Consider the following 12,852-nt stretch of genomic DNA (forward strand, 5'->3'; position numbering starts at 1 on the left):
AGGCTCCCAGCGGGCCCCTGCAGGAGGGCCGGAACCACCACACGACGGACAGCCCCCCTGACCCGCGGGTGGCGGTCGTGGTGATCACCCACCAGCGGCGCGACGAGCTGCTCAGCGCCCTGGACCGGCTGCTCGCGCTGCCGGAGCAGCCGCACGTCGTGGTGGTGGACAACGGCTCGACCGACGGCACGGCCGACGCGGTGCGGCAGCGCTTCCCCTCCGTCGAGCTGATCACCAGCCCGGTCAACCTGGGCGCGATCGGCCGCAACCTGGGCGTCGCCCGGCTGGACACCCCCTACGTCGCGTTCTGCGACGACGACACCTGGTGGGAGCCCGGTTCGCTGCGTACGGCCGCCGACACACTGGCCGCCCACCCGCGCCTCGCCGTCGTCACCGCGCGGATCCTGGTCGAGCCCGGCGGCCACGAGGACCCGATCGTCCCCGAGCTCCGCGACTCCCCGGTGCGCGGCGCCGACTGGCTGCCCGGGCCGGCGCTGGGCTCCTTCCTCGCCGGCGCCTCGGTGCTGCGGCGCGCGGCGTTCGAGGAGGTGGGCGGGTTCTCCGAGCGGCTGTGGCTGGGCGGCGAGGAAGAGCTCATGGCCGGCGATCTCGCCGCCCGCGGCTGGGAACTCTGCTACCTCCCCGCCCTCACCGTGCACCACCAGGCCAGCCGGGCCCGCGACCCGCACAAGCGCCGTCGGGACGGCATCCGGAACACGCTGTGGACGACGTGGCTCCGCCGGCCGCTGCGGCCCGCGCTGCGCCGCACCGTGCACCTGCTGCGCACCGTGCCGCGGGACCGGATCACCGCGTTCGGTCTGCTCGACGCCGTCCGCGGGCTGCCCTGGGTGCTGCGTGAGCGCCAGGTGCTGCCCCCGCACGCCGAGGCCCGCTTCGCCGCGCTGGAGGCGGCGCAGCGCAGCTCCACCGCCCGCCGCTACGTGAGCTGAGCGTTGAGGCGGGCGGCCTGGCGGGTGAGGTGGTCCCGCTCGGGCAGCGTGGTCGCCGCCCGCGCCGCCTCGGCGTAGAGCCGCGCAGCGGTGACCGGGGCGCCGTCGCGCTCGTGCAGGTATGCGGCGACGGCGGCGTAGCGGGGCAGCCCCGGGTCCAGTTCGGCGAGCGCGGCCAGCCCCGCGCGGGAGCCGTCGGCCTCGGCCACCGCCACCACCCGGTTGAGCCGGACGACCGGGCTGTCCGTGAGTCGCACCAGCTCGTCGTACCACTCGAGGATCTGCACCCAGTCGGTCTCCTCGGCGCTCGCGGCGTCGGCGTGCAGCGCGGCGATGGCGGCCTGTGCCTGGTACTCGCCCAGCCGGTCCCGCGAGAGCGCCGTCTGCAGGATCTGCACGCCCTCGGCGATCGCCGCGGGGTCCCAGCGGCCCCTGTCCTGCGACGCCAGCGGCACCAGGCTCCCGTCGGGCGCCGTGCGGGCGGCACGCCGCGCCGAGTGCAGCAGCATCAGCGCGAGCAGCCCGGCCACCTCCGGGTGGTCCAGCGCCGCCCGGAGCTGCCGGGCCAGCCGGATCGCCTCGGCGACCAGGTCGACGTCCCCGGAGTAGCCCTCGTTGAACACCAGGTAGAGCACGCGCAGCACGGTGGCGACGTCGCCCGGCCGGTCCAGCCGAGCGCCGGCGATCGTCCGCTTGGCACGGCTGATCCGCTGCGCCATCGTCGCCTCGGGCACCAGGTAGGCCTCGGCGATCTGCCGCGTGGTCAGCCCGCCGACGGCGCGCAGGGTCAGCGCCACCGCCGACGACGGCGACAGCGACGGGTGCGCGCACAGGAAGTAGAGCTGCAGGGAGTCGTCCAGCTCGCCGGACGGCCCGGGCACCGGCTCCTCCTCGACCCGTTCCTCGCGCCGGCGCCGAGCGGCGTCGGAACGCGTCGCGTCCAGGAACCGGCGCCACGCCACCGTGACCAGCCAGCCCTTCGGGTCCCGCGGTGGGTCGGCCGGCCACACGCGGACCGCCTCGACGAGCGCTTCCTGGACGGCGTCCTCGGCCGCCGCGAAGTCGACTCCGCGGCGGACGAGGACGCCCAGCACGCCCGGGACGAGGCCCCTCAGCAGGGCCTCGTCGAGCGGGACGGTCATTCCGTGACGAGCGACGGCTCGCCGTAGAGCGGACGGACCTCGAGCCACTCGTGTATCGGCTTCCCGTCCTTGCCCGGCGCGGCCGACAGCTCGCCCGCCAGCTCGACCGCCCGCTCCGGACCGTCGACATCGATGATCATGAAGCCGGCGATCAGGTCCTTGGTCTCGGCGAACGGACCATCGGTGACCGGCGGCCGGCCCTCGCCGTCGTAGCGGACCCACATCCCGTCGGGTGCCAGCGCCTGCCCGTCGACGTACTCGCCGGCCTCCTCCAGCTTGGCCGCGAAGTCGTTCATGTACTGGATGTGGGCGGTGACCTCCTCCGGCGACCAGTGGTCCATCGACACGTCGTTCACGGCCGCCGGTGCGCCGCGGTAGTGCTTGAGCAGCAGGTACTTGGCCATCGGGATCTCCTCCGGTGATGTGCGGCCATTCTGGCCGCGTGCACCCCGGGGACGGAGCCGAGCGGGCGTTCTCGACATCCCGCCGGGAAGTTTTTTCAGCGGGCGCAGTCGATGCAGGTGCGCGCGGACGGCCGGGCCGCCAGCCGCTCGGCCGCGATCGGCCGGCCACAGGCCTCGCAGCGGCCGTAGGTGCCGGCCTCCACGGCGGTGACCGCGGCGTCGACGTCGGCCAACCGCCGCCGGGCCTGGCCGAGCAGCGCCGCGACCTGCTGCCGCTCGAAGGCGATGGTGGCGCCTTCCGGGTCGTGCTCGTCGTCGGCGTTGGAGGCCTTCGACGCGGCCACGACCTCGTCGAACTCACGGGTCAGCGCCGCGATCTGCGCCAGCGCGGCCGCCCGCTCCGCCGAGAGCGCGTCCCCGCTCCCCGCGCTCATCGGTCCCGGCGCAGCAGCCGCATCGAGCCCACCCCGGGCAGTTCGGTGAAGTCGCCGGACTCCAGCACCCGGGTGTAGACGCCGTAGGGCGCCTGGCCGCCGTCGGCCGGGTCGGGGAAGACGTCGTGGATCGCCAGGGTGCCGCCGACGGCGAGCTTGGCCACCCACGCGTCCTGGTCGCGGCGCGCGGACTCCTCGGTGTGGCTGCCGTCGAGGAACAGCAGCGCCAGCGGGGTGCTCCACAGCGGCGCGAGCACCTCGGACCGCGTGACGATCGCGATGACCACGTCCTCCGCGCCGGCGGTCGCGACGGTGTGCCGGAAGCGGGGCAGCGTGTCGATCAGGCCGACGGCGGGATCGACCAGCGACGGGTCGTGGTACTCCCAGCCGGGCTGGTGCTCCTCGGACCCGCGGTGGTGGTCGACGGTGACCACCTGGCGGCCCGTCTCCCGGGCGGCCGCCGCGAGGTACAGCGCCGAGCGCCCCATCCAGCTGCCGACCTCGAGCAGCGGACCGGGCACGGCGACGGCGCGGGCCGCCTCGTACAGGGCGCGGCCCTCGTCGTCGGGCATGAACCCGGGGGCGGCGGAGGCAGCGGCGAGGAGATCGGACACGCCTACAGCCTGGCCTACCGGGCGAAGCGGCTGCGCAGGGCGGTCACCCGGCGCTCGGTGGCCTCGCCCGCGGAGGTGCCTGCGGCCTTGGCGAAGAACGCGCCGACCGCCGTCGTCACCGGGACGGCGAGGACCAGGGCGATGGCACCGACGAGGGTGCGGATGACCTCCTCGGCGAGGGCCGAGGAGGTGAGCACGACGTTCCACGGCTGGTCGTAGAGCTCGAAGAGCAGCAGCAGCGGCAGCGCGGCGCCCGCGTAGGCGAAGACGATCGTGTAGACGGTGGACGCGATGTGGTCGCGGCCGACCGCCATGCCGCGGTCGTAGAGCTCGCGCCACGTCATGGCGTCGTCGACCTCGTGCAGCTGCCAGATCGCCGAGGCCTGGGTGATCGTGACGTCGTTGAGCACGCCCAGGCCCGCGACCACGATGCCGGCGAGGACCAGGCCGGAGAAGCTGAGGGTCGGGTCGAAGTTGTTGAGCGTGGTGGTCTCCTCGCTGGTCAGCCCGGTGAGGCGGGCGGTCGCCACGGCCAGCGACCCGAGGACGGCGACCAGCGAGAGCCCGAACAGCGTGCCCACGAGCGCCGTCGTCGTCCGGGCCGAGAAGCCGTGGGCGAGGTAGAGGACGACGAACATGATCGCCGCGGAGCCGACCAGGCTCACCAGGGTGGGCGAGGACTCCGACAGCAGCCCGGGCAGCACGAACTGCAGCAGCACGAAGAACGCGAAGCCCAGGCCGACGAGCGAGGCCAGTCCGCGCCATCGGGCGACCAGCCCCACCACGACGGCGAAGGCGACCGCCAGCACGATGATCGGGGTGTCCCGCTCGAAGTCGTAGAAGTTGTACGCGGCCTCGCCCTCGGCGCCTGGGTCCCGGCTGAGGACGAGGGTGTCGCCCTCCTCGACCCCGTTCGCCGACACCACGGCGTCCAGGTCGATCTGCTGGAAGTCGCCGGCCCCCTCCCCGTCGAGGACCTCCACGACCACCCGGGCGCAGGTCGCCGGCCGTTCCGGATCGCCGCAGTCGACGTCCTCCACCGAGACCACGCGGCCGTCGGGGTAGGTCGTCCCCGGCGGCAGGTACGTGGCGGCGACCTGCTGGGCGCGGGTCGGCTCGCCGCTGGGCCACAGGACGAGCAAGCCGATGACGGTCGCCAGGCCCACGGGCACGAGGAGCAGCAGCATGAGCCAGACCGCGCGCCGGCGGAGCCTGACCGCCTCGGGGCTCGGCGGTGGCGCGTCGGGGTCGGGTCCGTGGCTGTGCGAGTGGCTGGGAGGCACCCGGTCAGGCTAGGAGGCGGGTCGGGCACCGGCGGTGCCCGACACCGGGTCAGGTGTGCTCGCGCGGGCTCCCGTCGGGCCCAGCGGAGGAGATCACCGTGGCGTCCTCGCCGCCGTTCTCGTCCACGATCGGGAAGCGGTGCCACAGGCCGGTCAGCTGCAGCGGCCGGGACACCGCGTCCGACGGGGTCACGAGGGCCACGTCCACGCCCTTGGGCGCGGCCATGCGCTGCAACTGCACCAGCACCGCCATCCCGGCGGAGTTCATGAACGGGACCCCGCCCAGCTGCAGCGCGACCCGCCGCAGCGGCTGCCGGGACAGCAGCTCCTCGGTGAGGACGCGCACCAGGGGCCGGCGAGCGGCCTCGGTGAGTTCCCCCTCGACGGTCACCGACAGGACGTCGCCGTCGACGACGGCACGGACCTGCGGCTCGTTCTCCTGCCCCGGGCTCTGCGCTGCGCTCTCGGCCATGCGCTGGTCACTGCCCCGGACGGGTGGAGTTCACGCGCGCGACCTGGTCCCCGCACGGCGTTCTGCCACGCTCCGCGCCATGCAGCCGCGGACGCCCCCGCCGTCGTCACCGCCCGCCGACCGGGCACGCGTCGACCTGCCGTGGCCGACGATCCTCGCCGTCGCCGTCCTCACCGTCGGCGCCGTCCTGCTCGGGCAGCGCGACTGGGCGGTCCCCGAGCGGGTGCTCCGCGACTGGCAGGTCGCGGACGTGCCGTCGTCGCTGACCGCGCTGGTGCTCGGCGTCACCGCGACCTGCCTGCTCGTCGGCTCGGCCGTGACCCTGCGGGGTGCCGCTCTCCGGCCCCGGGACCCGGTGTTCCTCGTCTGGCTGGCCGTGTCGCTGCTCGCCGCCGCCGCGCTGATCTGGAACGCGCTCGTCCTGGCAGCCGACGCGGAGTTCCAGACCGGCGCGCTCATCCCGGTCTTCCACTGGATGTTCACCTTCGTCCCGGCCCTGCTGACCGGGCTCGCGGCGCGGAACCGGGGTGCGGTCCGGGCGGTCGCCGCCGCGCTGGGCACCGGCGTCGTGACCGTGCCGCTGCTCGGGCTGGGCTGGTCGCTGTTCGCCTCGCGGGAGTCGATGACCGCGGGGCTCGGCAACAGTCTCTGGGCCACCGCGCTCCTCGGCGTCGGGCCGCTCGTGATCGCCGCGGCCATCTCCCGGAGCAGCGCGCTGAGTGCCGCGTGGAAGCGGGAACATCCAACCCGCTGAGATGTTTACTCCGGTGCCTGTCCGAGGTAATCTCCAGTCGCCACTAGAGGTTCTTCCTCGGGCAGCGAACACACCAGAGACACACCGGAGGTATCGATCATGATGCTGACCGCCTACGACCCGTTCGCCGCCACGTCCGCCGCCTTCCGCGCGCTGGACCAGCTGGCCGGCCGGTCCGGTTCCATGACCGCCCGCCCGCTGTCGGGCATGCCGATGGACGCCTACAAGGTCGGTGACAACTTCGTCGCCCACTTCGACCTCCCCGGCGTCGACCCGGGCTCCATCGACCTCTCCGTCGAGGGCACCACGCTGACCATCAGCGCGGAGCGCTCGGTCCCGCAGCTGGAGAACGCGGAGTGGGTCGCGGCCGAGCGGCCCTACGGCAGCTACACCCGGCAGCTGGTCCTGGGCCGCAGCCTGGACACCGACCGGCTCGAGGCCAGCTACCACGACGGCGTGCTCACGGTGAGCATCCCGGTCGCCGAGAAGGCTCGCTCCCGCAAGATCACCGTGACCCGGGCCGACACCCCGGCGGCGGTCGAGGCCCGCACCATCGAGGGCGACACGTCCGGCACGGAGCAGAAGGCCGTCGGCAACTGACGACGGCGACCGGAGGGGCCGGACCCGGCGGGTCCGGCCCCTCCGCTTTCCCGGACGTGCTTCCAGGAGGAGGACGGCGATGACCGGCCCCGGCGATCCACTGCACCGCCTCGACGACCCCGACTTCCCGGCGCTGACCATGAGCCAGGCCGCCGAGCTGTTGGGCGTGCAGGCCGCTTTCCTGCGGAGCCTGGACGCCTCGGGCGCCCTGCAGCCGTCCCGGTCCGCCGGCGGGCACCGCCGGTACTCCCGCAGTCAGCTGGGGCTGGCCGCCCGGTTGCGCGGCCTGCTCGACGACGGGCACCCGCTCGCCTCGGCCGAGGCGATCGTCGACCTGCAGGACCAGCTCGCCGACGCCCGCGCCGACGCGGACCGGCTCCGCGCCGACGTCGCCTCCTTGCGCACCCGGAACCCCTTGCGCGGGAACCCTAGGGGGGTATAGTTCCCTGCGGGCGGCAGTTCGAGCCGCCCGACCAGGAGGCCCCAGTGACCAGTGTCGACCAGCCGGCTGCCGCGACGGCGTCCGCGGAGGAGTCGCACGACCACCAGCACGGCTACATCCACCGCAAGGACGACTACCTCAAACGCCTGCGGCGGATCGAGGGCCAGGCCCGCGGCCTGCAGCGGATGGTCGAGGACGAGAAGTACTGCATCGACATCCTCACCCAGGTCTCGGCCATGACGAAGGCGCTCCAGGCGGTCTCCCTCGGCCTGCTCGAGGAGCACCTCAGCCACTGCGTGGTCGCCGCCGCACAGGCGGGCGGCCGCGAGGCCGACGAGAAGATCCGCGAGGCCACCGAGGCCATCGCCCGCCTCGTGCGCTCCTGACCGACCACCTCCCACCCCTCACTGCCCCCACCCATCCACTGAACGGAAGAGGACTCCCATGACCACCACCAGCTACACCGTCGTCGGCATGACCTGCGGCCACTGCGTCAACTCCGTGACCGAGGAGGTCTCGGCCGTTCCCGGTGTCAGCGCCGTCGACGTCGACCTCGAGTCCGGCGGGCTGACCGTCACCAGCGACGCCCCGGTCGACGAGGCCGCCGTCCGCGCCGCCGTGGAGGAGGCCGGCTACTCGGTGGCCGGCTGATCCAGCCGGCCCCGGCGACCGCATCGCCATGAACACCTCCCTGAAGCTCGCCACGTTCGGCGTCGGCCTGGTCGCGGTCCTCGGTGCCGCGGCCGGTCTCGGCGCGGCCGTCGGCCCGGTCGGCCCCGCCGCAGCGGACAACTCCCCCGCCGCGCACGACATGGCGGCCGACGGTGCAGCGGCCCACGGCGACGAGGCCGCCCACGAGGGCGACGCCGCCCAGCTCCCCGGCGGACTGGCGGTCTCCGAGGACGGCTACACCCTCGCGCTCGACCGGCCCGCACTGCCGGCCGGTGAGGACGTCCCGTTCGCCTTCCGCATCCTGGGGCCGGACGGCCACCCCGTGACCGACTACGCGGTGCGCCACGATCAGGACCTCCACCTCATCGCGGTCCGCCGCGACCTGGCCGGCTACCAGCACGTCCACCCCGAGCTGGGCGCCGACGGCGTCTGGCGGGTGCCGCTGGACCTCTCCCCCGGCTCGTGGCGGGTCTTCGCCGACTTCGCCGCGACCGCCGACGACGAGGACCGCACCCTCGGCACCGACCTGCAGGTCGCCGGCGACTACGCGCCCGGGTCGCTGCCCGGGCCGTCCCGCACCGCCGAGGTCGACGGCTACGAGGTCACCCTGGACGGCGACCTGGTGGCCGGCGAGGAGTCGGAGCTGACCCTCACCGTGCGGCGCGACGGCGTGCCGGTCACCGACCTGCAGCCCTACCTCGACGCCTACGGGCACCTGGTGGCCCTGCGCACCGGCGACCTCGCCTACCTGCACGTCCACCCCACCGGCGAGCCGGGCGACGGCGTCACGCCTGCCGGCCCCGGCATCACCTTCGCCACCACGACGCCGTCCGCCGGCAGCTACCGCCTGTTCCTGGACTTCCGGCACGGCGACGTCGTCCGCACGGCCGCCTTCACGGTGACCGTCGGCGAGCACGAGGAGCACGGCTGATGACCACCGCACCCACCGGACCGCTGACCGACGTCGAGCTGCTCATCGGCGGGATGACCTGCGCCTCGTGCGCGGCCCGCGTCGAGAAGAAGCTCAACAAGCTCGACGGCGTCACCGCCACCGTCAACTACAGCACCGAGAAGGCCAAGGTCAGCGTCACCGGCGACGTCACCACCGACGACCTGATCGCCACCGTCGAGAAGACCGGCTACACCGCTACCCTGCCCGAGCCGCCGCGCGGCGAGCCGGCCGATGAGGAGGCCGCCGACCCCACCCGAGCCTTGCGCACCCGGCTGGTCGTCTCCGCGCTGCTCAGCGTGCCGGTGATCGTGCTGGCCATGGTGTCGCCCTGGCAGTTCGAGTACTGGCAGTGGCTCTCGCTCACCCTCGCCGCACCGGTGGTCGTGTGGGGCGGGCTGCCCTTCCACCGCGCCGCCTGGACCAACCTGCGGCACGGCGCCGCCACGATGGACACCCTCGTCTCGCTCGGCACCCTGGCCGCCTTCGGCTGGTCGCTCTACGCGCTGTTCTGGGGCACCGCCGGCATCCCCGGCATGGTGCACCCCTTCGAGCTGACCATCGAGCGCTCCGACGGCAGCGCGAACATCTACCTCGAGGCCGCCGCCGGGGTGACGACGTTCCTGCTGGCCGGCCGGTACTTCGAGGCGCGCTCCAAGCGTCGGGCCGGGGCGGCGCTCCGGGCGCTGCTGGAGCTAGGCGCCAAGGAGGTCTCGGTCCTGCGCGGCGGCGCCGAGGTGCGGGTGCCGGTCGACCAGCTCGCGGTGGGCGACCTCTTCGTCGTCCGCCCCGGTGAGAAGGTCGCGGCCGACGGCGAGGTGACCGAGGGCTCCTCCGCGGTCGACGCGTCGATGCTCACCGGCGAGTCCGTGCCGGTCGAGGTGGGCGCGGGCGACGCCGTCGTCGGCGGCACCGTGAACGCCGGCGGCCGGCTCGTCGTCCAGGCCACCCGCGTGGGTTCGGCGACCCAGCTGGCGCAGATGGCCCGGCTGGTCGAGGACGCGCAGAACGGGAAGGCGGAGGTCCAGCGACTGGCCGACCGGATCTCCGGCGTCTTCGTGCCGGTCGTGCTGGTGCTGACGGTCGGCACGCTCGGGTTCTGGATCGGCACCGGCGCGGGCCTCCCGGCCGCGTTCACCGCCGCCGTCGCCGTGCTGATCATCGCCTGCCCCTGCGCGCTCGGGCTTGCCACGCCGACCGCGCTCATGGTCGGCACCGGCCGCGGCGCGCAGCTCGGCATCCTGATCAAGGGCCCCGAGGTGCTGGAGAGCACCCGCCGGGTCGACACCGTCGTCCTCGACAAGACCGGCACGGTCACCACCGGCCGGATGACCCTGCTGGACGTCGTCCCGGCCGACGGCGAGGACGCCGACCGGCTGCTGCGGCTGGCCGGCGCCTTGGAGGCAGCCTCGGAGCACCCGATCGCGCAGGCGGTGGCCCGCGCCGCCGCCGAGCGCGGAGAGCTGCCCGGGGTCGACGGCTTCACCAACGTCGAGGGCCTGGGCGTGACCGGGATGGTGGACAGCGCCGCCGTCGTCGTCGGCCGCCCCCGTTTGCTGGCCGACTGGTCCGCCCCGCTCACCCCCGCCCTGCGGCGGGCGGTGGACGACGCGGAGCAGGCCGGCAGCACCGCGGTCGCCGTCGCCTGGGACGGCGTCCCGCGTGGGGTGCTGGTCGTGGCGGACGCGGTCAAGCCGACGTCGGCCGCGGCGATCGCCCAGCTGCGCGCGCTCGGGCTCACCCCGGTCCTGCTCACCGGCGACAACGAGCGGGCCGCCCGCACCGTGGCCGCCGCGGTGGGCATCGACGAGGTCATCGCCGAGGTGCTGCCGCAGGAGAAGGTCGACGCGGTGAAGCGGCTGCAGGCCCAGGGCCGGGTCGTGGCGATGGTCGGCGACGGGGTGAACGACGCCGCCGCGCTGGCCCAGGCCGACCTGGGACTGGCCATGGGCACCGGCACCGACGTCGCGATCGAGGCCTCCGACCTGACGCTGGTCCGCGGCGACCTCCGGGCCGCGACCGACGCCATCCGGCTGGCCCGCCGCACGCTGGCCACCATCAAGGGCAACCTGTTCTGGGCGTTCGGCTACAACGTGGCGGCGCTCCCGCTGGCCATGGCCGGGCTGCTCAACCCGATGATCGCGGGCGCGGCGATGGCGTTCAGCTCGGTGTTCGTCGTGTCCAACTCGCTGCGCCTGCGCGGCTTCGCGCCGCTGCCGGAGAACCGGGACGTCGCCACCGCACTTCCCTCGGGTACGGCCCGCGTCGAGGCACCTGCCCGGCACTGACCTCCCCGCGGAGGACGTCGTCCGGCACAGTCGGTCTCTGCCCACACCAGCGGGCAGAGACCGACTGTGCTGGAACACCCTCGATCCCTGGAGGTCCTGATGCGCCAGCAGCCGTTCCGAACGCCCGCGCGCGTCCTGGCCGGGGCCGGCGCCACGATCGGGCTCGCGCTGCTGACCGGCCCGCAGCGGGTCCTCGACGTGGTCGCACCGGAGTTCCCACGGGAGCGCCGGTGGGTGGTCCGCGTGCTCGGCGCCCGGATGCTCGCCCAGCACGCCCCGGTGCTCGTCCGGCCCGCGCCGGAGCTCCTGGCAGCCGGCGCCGGCCTCGACGTGCTGCACGCCGCCAGCGTGCTGCCCTTCGTCGCCTCCGCCCGCTACGGCCGGACGGCGCGGATCAGCGCGGCGGTCGCCCTCGCCTCCGCCGCCCTCGCGGGCGCCGCGACCCGGTCACAGCGCCGGTAGCAGCAGCAGGGCGGTCGGCAGGAGGAGGAGCAGCCCGGCGCCGAGCAGGGCGCCGGTGCGCGCCGCCACCGACAGCGGGGCGGGCGGGTCGAGCAGCCGCACGACGCGGGCGCGCACCGCTCCCCCGGTCACCGCCAGCGCGCTCCCGGGCACCTCCGCGCCGCCGGGTCGGCCGGCCGCGGCCACGATCGCCCGCGCCAGCGTGCGCCGGGGATCGGCCCCGCCAAGCTCGCCCAGGGCGGCGTCGTCGGCGCGCATCTCCACCAGCTCCCGGACGGCGGCGTGGGCACGCCCGGCCGCAGGGAGCACGGGCAGCGCCGCCTCCCAGGCGACGAACGGCAGCAGGTACAGGTGGTGGTGCTCCCGCAGGTGCGCCCGCTCGTGCGCCACGACCGCGGCCAGCTCCGCCTCGTCGAGCTCGGCCACCATCCCGGAGGAGAGCACCAGCAGCGGCCGGGCGCCGGGGATGCAGAAGGCCACCGGCGCCGGGTGCTCCAACAGCCGGGTGTCCGGTTCGGCACCCGGCGCGACGACCAGTTCCAGCAGCTGGCGGTGCCGACGCCGGGCGCGGGCGGTCCGGAGCCAGGACAGCGCGAGCACGCCGACCAGCTCGAGAGCCAGCACCGCGGCCAGCGTCATCGTCACCCAGTGGTCGCCGCGCACCGGGTCACCGGCGAGCTCTCCGCGGACCCACGACCACCACGCCTCGGGCAGCGAGTGCCCCCACGGCGCGAGGCCGTGCACCAGCAGGGCCCCGATGATCGACAGTCCCCCGGCCAGGCCGACCGCCTGCCAGCAGACCAGCGCGACCAGCGGGTCCCGTCCCGGCCAGCGGGCGCGCCCGAGCAGCGCCGGGACCGGCCAGGCCAGCAGAGCGGCGAGGACGGCCAGCGCGGCCGCGGTGAGGGGCAGCATCGGTCGGGAGCGGCGAGGAGGAGCCGGTCAGCGCCCGTCGCCGGCCAGCAGCTCCCGGAGCAGGCGCGCCTCGTCGTCGTCCACCCCGCCGACGAAGCGAGCCAGCACCGCCTGCCGGTCCGCGGCCTGACCGAGCACCTCGTGCATCAGCTCGGCGGCGTGGTCCTCGCGGCTGGCCCGCGCGGTGAAGCGGCGCGGCCGGGCCTCGTCGTGGGTGACGAAGCCCTTCTGCTCGAGCCGGGTCAGCACGGTGTGCACGGTGGTCAGCGCGACGCCGCGGTCAGCGAGCCCGGCCCGCAGCTCGGTCGCCGCGACCGGGCCGTCGGCCGACCACAACCGGTCCATGACGGCCCGCTCCAGCTCGCCCAGCGAGGCCATCGCTCCTCCTGTCGTACGGGTCACAGCCAACTCCTCTACGTGTCGTAGAAAAAACTCTTCTACTCGGCGTAGAAAGGACGTGTCGATAGTACG

17 protein-coding genes are annotated in these 12,852 nt (G+C 74.6%); 9 read left to right on the forward strand and 8 right to left on the reverse strand.

All coding sequences use genetic code 11. The annotated features are described in order from the left end of the window. The first annotated feature begins 68 nt into the window (after positions 1-68). Positions 69-950 carry a glycosyltransferase family 2 protein gene (locus tag BLS70_RS01965; RefSeq protein ID WP_255362169.1) on the forward strand — a complete coding sequence of 294 codons (882 nt, stop codon included), beginning with the start codon at positions 69-71 and terminating at the stop codon, positions 948-950. Here BLS70_RS01965 and BLS70_RS01970 read toward each other — a convergent pair. The 6 genes from BLS70_RS01970 to BLS70_RS01995 all read right to left on the reverse strand — a co-directional run bounded on the left by BLS70_RS01970 (position 938) and on the right by BLS70_RS01995 (position 5,299). Then, positions 938-2,092 (reverse strand): RNA polymerase sigma factor, encoded by a 1,155-nt coding sequence (locus BLS70_RS01970; protein ID WP_091763813.1) that lies wholly within the window; start codon positions 2,090-2,092, stop codon positions 938-940. The two genes, BLS70_RS01965 and BLS70_RS01970, sit on opposite strands and share 13 nt — an antisense overlap. Beyond that, positions 2,089-2,496: a YciI family protein gene (locus tag BLS70_RS01975; RefSeq protein ID WP_091763814.1), complete on the reverse strand. Its 408-nt coding sequence runs from the start codon at positions 2,494-2,496 to the stop codon at positions 2,089-2,091. The genes BLS70_RS01970 and BLS70_RS01975 overlap by 4 nt, the downstream gene beginning before the upstream one ends. A 95-nt stretch (positions 2,497-2,591) precedes the next feature. Next, on the reverse strand, positions 2,592-2,930 hold the full coding sequence (locus BLS70_RS01980; protein WP_091763815.1) for a TraR/DksA family transcriptional regulator: 339 nt from the start codon (positions 2,928-2,930) through the stop codon (positions 2,592-2,594). Beyond that, on the reverse strand, positions 2,927-3,544 hold the full coding sequence (locus BLS70_RS01985; protein WP_091763816.1) for a class I SAM-dependent methyltransferase: 618 nt from the start codon (positions 3,542-3,544) through the stop codon (positions 2,927-2,929). Before BLS70_RS01985 ends, BLS70_RS01980 begins: the two co-directional genes overlap by 4 nt. A 14-nt stretch (positions 3,545-3,558) precedes the next feature. After that, on the reverse strand, positions 3,559-4,827 hold the full coding sequence (locus tag BLS70_RS01990; protein ID WP_091763817.1) for a YibE/F family protein: 1,269 nt from the start codon (positions 4,825-4,827) through the stop codon (positions 3,559-3,561). A gap of 49 nt (positions 4,828-4,876) precedes the next feature. After that, a complete protein-coding gene (locus tag BLS70_RS01995; protein ID WP_091763818.1) occupies positions 4,877-5,299 on the reverse strand; it encodes an STAS domain-containing protein in 423 nt (140 codons plus the stop codon). A 79-nt stretch (positions 5,300-5,378) separates the two neighbouring features. On the opposite strand from BLS70_RS01995, the gene BLS70_RS02000 reads away from it, so the two are divergent. The 8 genes from BLS70_RS02000 (at position 5,379) to BLS70_RS02035 (ending at position 11,466) form a co-directional block, all read left to right on the forward strand. Then, positions 5,379-6,053 carry a hypothetical protein gene (locus BLS70_RS02000; protein ID WP_091763819.1) on the forward strand — a complete coding sequence of 225 codons (675 nt, stop codon included), beginning with the start codon at positions 5,379-5,381 and terminating at the stop codon, positions 6,051-6,053. A 99-nt stretch (positions 6,054-6,152) separates the two neighbouring features. Beyond that, positions 6,153-6,653 carry an Hsp20/alpha crystallin family protein gene (locus BLS70_RS02005; RefSeq protein WP_091763820.1) on the forward strand — a complete coding sequence of 167 codons (501 nt, stop codon included), beginning with the start codon at positions 6,153-6,155 and terminating at the stop codon, positions 6,651-6,653. A gap of 79 nt (positions 6,654-6,732) precedes the next feature. Then, positions 6,733-7,095 (forward strand): MerR family transcriptional regulator, encoded by a 363-nt coding sequence (locus BLS70_RS02010; protein ID WP_091763821.1) that lies wholly within the window; start codon positions 6,733-6,735, stop codon positions 7,093-7,095. 44 nt (positions 7,096-7,139) lie between these two features. Further along, positions 7,140-7,481 carry a metal-sensitive transcriptional regulator gene (locus tag BLS70_RS02015; RefSeq protein WP_439645373.1) on the forward strand — a complete coding sequence of 114 codons (342 nt, stop codon included), beginning with the start codon at positions 7,140-7,142 and terminating at the stop codon, positions 7,479-7,481. 58 nt (positions 7,482-7,539) lie between these two features. After that, on the forward strand, positions 7,540-7,746 hold the full coding sequence (locus BLS70_RS02020) for a heavy-metal-associated domain-containing protein (protein ID WP_091763822.1): 207 nt from the start codon (positions 7,540-7,542) through the stop codon (positions 7,744-7,746). A gap of 28 nt (positions 7,747-7,774) precedes the next feature. Continuing rightward, positions 7,775-8,698, forward strand: a complete 924-nt coding sequence (locus tag BLS70_RS02025; protein ID WP_091763823.1) for a DUF8832 domain-containing protein — start codon at positions 7,775-7,777, stop codon at positions 8,696-8,698. Next, positions 8,698-11,004 carry a heavy metal translocating P-type ATPase gene (locus BLS70_RS02030; protein WP_091763824.1) on the forward strand — a complete coding sequence of 769 codons (2,307 nt, stop codon included), beginning with the start codon at positions 8,698-8,700 and terminating at the stop codon, positions 11,002-11,004. Before BLS70_RS02025 ends, BLS70_RS02030 begins: the two co-directional genes overlap by 1 nt. Before the next feature lie 99 nt (positions 11,005-11,103). Then, the gene (locus tag BLS70_RS02035) at positions 11,104-11,466 is read left to right on the forward strand and encodes a hypothetical protein (protein ID WP_091763825.1); all 363 of its coding nucleotides are present in this window, start codon (positions 11,104-11,106) and stop codon (positions 11,464-11,466) included. Here BLS70_RS02035 and BLS70_RS02040 read toward each other — a convergent pair. Both BLS70_RS02040 and BLS70_RS02045 read right to left on the reverse strand, forming a co-directional pair. After that, on the reverse strand, positions 11,452-12,381 hold the full coding sequence (locus BLS70_RS02040) for a M56 family metallopeptidase (protein WP_091763826.1): 930 nt from the start codon (positions 12,379-12,381) through the stop codon (positions 11,452-11,454). The two genes, BLS70_RS02035 and BLS70_RS02040, sit on opposite strands and share 15 nt — an antisense overlap. 27 nt (positions 12,382-12,408) lie before the next feature. Beyond that, entirely contained in the window at positions 12,409-12,759 is a 351-nt protein-coding gene (locus BLS70_RS02045) for a BlaI/MecI/CopY family transcriptional regulator (RefSeq protein ID WP_091763827.1), read from the reverse strand. Between the last annotated feature and the right edge of the window lie 93 nt (positions 12,760-12,852).

The sequence above is a fragment of the Blastococcus aurantiacus genome (genome assembly GCF_900102425.1).
GTDB lineage: Bacteria > Actinomycetota > Actinomycetes > Mycobacteriales > Geodermatophilaceae > Blastococcus > Blastococcus aurantiacus.

Bases quoted from the DNA above. Each gene is read 5' to 3' on its own strand.
- BLS70_RS01970 (WP_091763813.1), bottom strand. From the start codon at position 2,092: ATGACCGTCCCGCTCGACGAGGCCCTGCTGAGGGGCCTCGTCCCGGGC.
- BLS70_RS01975 (WP_091763814.1), bottom strand. From the start codon at position 2,496: ATGGCCAAGTACCTGCTGCTCAAGCACTACCGCGGCGCACCGGCGGCC.
- BLS70_RS01980 (WP_091763815.1), bottom strand. From the start codon at position 2,930: ATGAGCGCGGGGAGCGGGGACGCGCTCTCGGCGGAGCGGGCGGCCGCG.
- BLS70_RS01995 (WP_091763818.1), bottom strand. From the start codon at position 5,299: ATGGCCGAGAGCGCAGCGCAGAGCCCGGGGCAGGAGAACGAGCCGCAG.
- BLS70_RS02000 (WP_091763819.1), top strand. From the start codon at position 5,379: ATGCAGCCGCGGACGCCCCCGCCGTCGTCACCGCCCGCCGACCGGGCA.
- BLS70_RS02005 (WP_091763820.1), top strand. From the start codon at position 6,153: ATGATGCTGACCGCCTACGACCCGTTCGCCGCCACGTCCGCCGCCTTC.
- BLS70_RS02010 (WP_091763821.1), top strand. From the start codon at position 6,733: ATGACCGGCCCCGGCGATCCACTGCACCGCCTCGACGACCCCGACTTC.
- BLS70_RS02020 (WP_091763822.1), top strand. From the start codon at position 7,540: ATGACCACCACCAGCTACACCGTCGTCGGCATGACCTGCGGCCACTGC.
- BLS70_RS02025 (WP_091763823.1), top strand. From the start codon at position 7,775: ATGAACACCTCCCTGAAGCTCGCCACGTTCGGCGTCGGCCTGGTCGCG.
- BLS70_RS02030 (WP_091763824.1), top strand. From the start codon at position 8,698: ATGACCACCGCACCCACCGGACCGCTGACCGACGTCGAGCTGCTCATC.
- BLS70_RS02035 (WP_091763825.1), top strand. From the start codon at position 11,104: ATGCGCCAGCAGCCGTTCCGAACGCCCGCGCGCGTCCTGGCCGGGGCC.
- BLS70_RS02040 (WP_091763826.1), bottom strand. From the start codon at position 12,381: ATGCTGCCCCTCACCGCGGCCGCGCTGGCCGTCCTCGCCGCTCTGCTG.
- BLS70_RS02045 (WP_091763827.1), bottom strand. From the start codon at position 12,759: ATGGCCTCGCTGGGCGAGCTGGAGCGGGCCGTCATGGACCGGTTGTGG.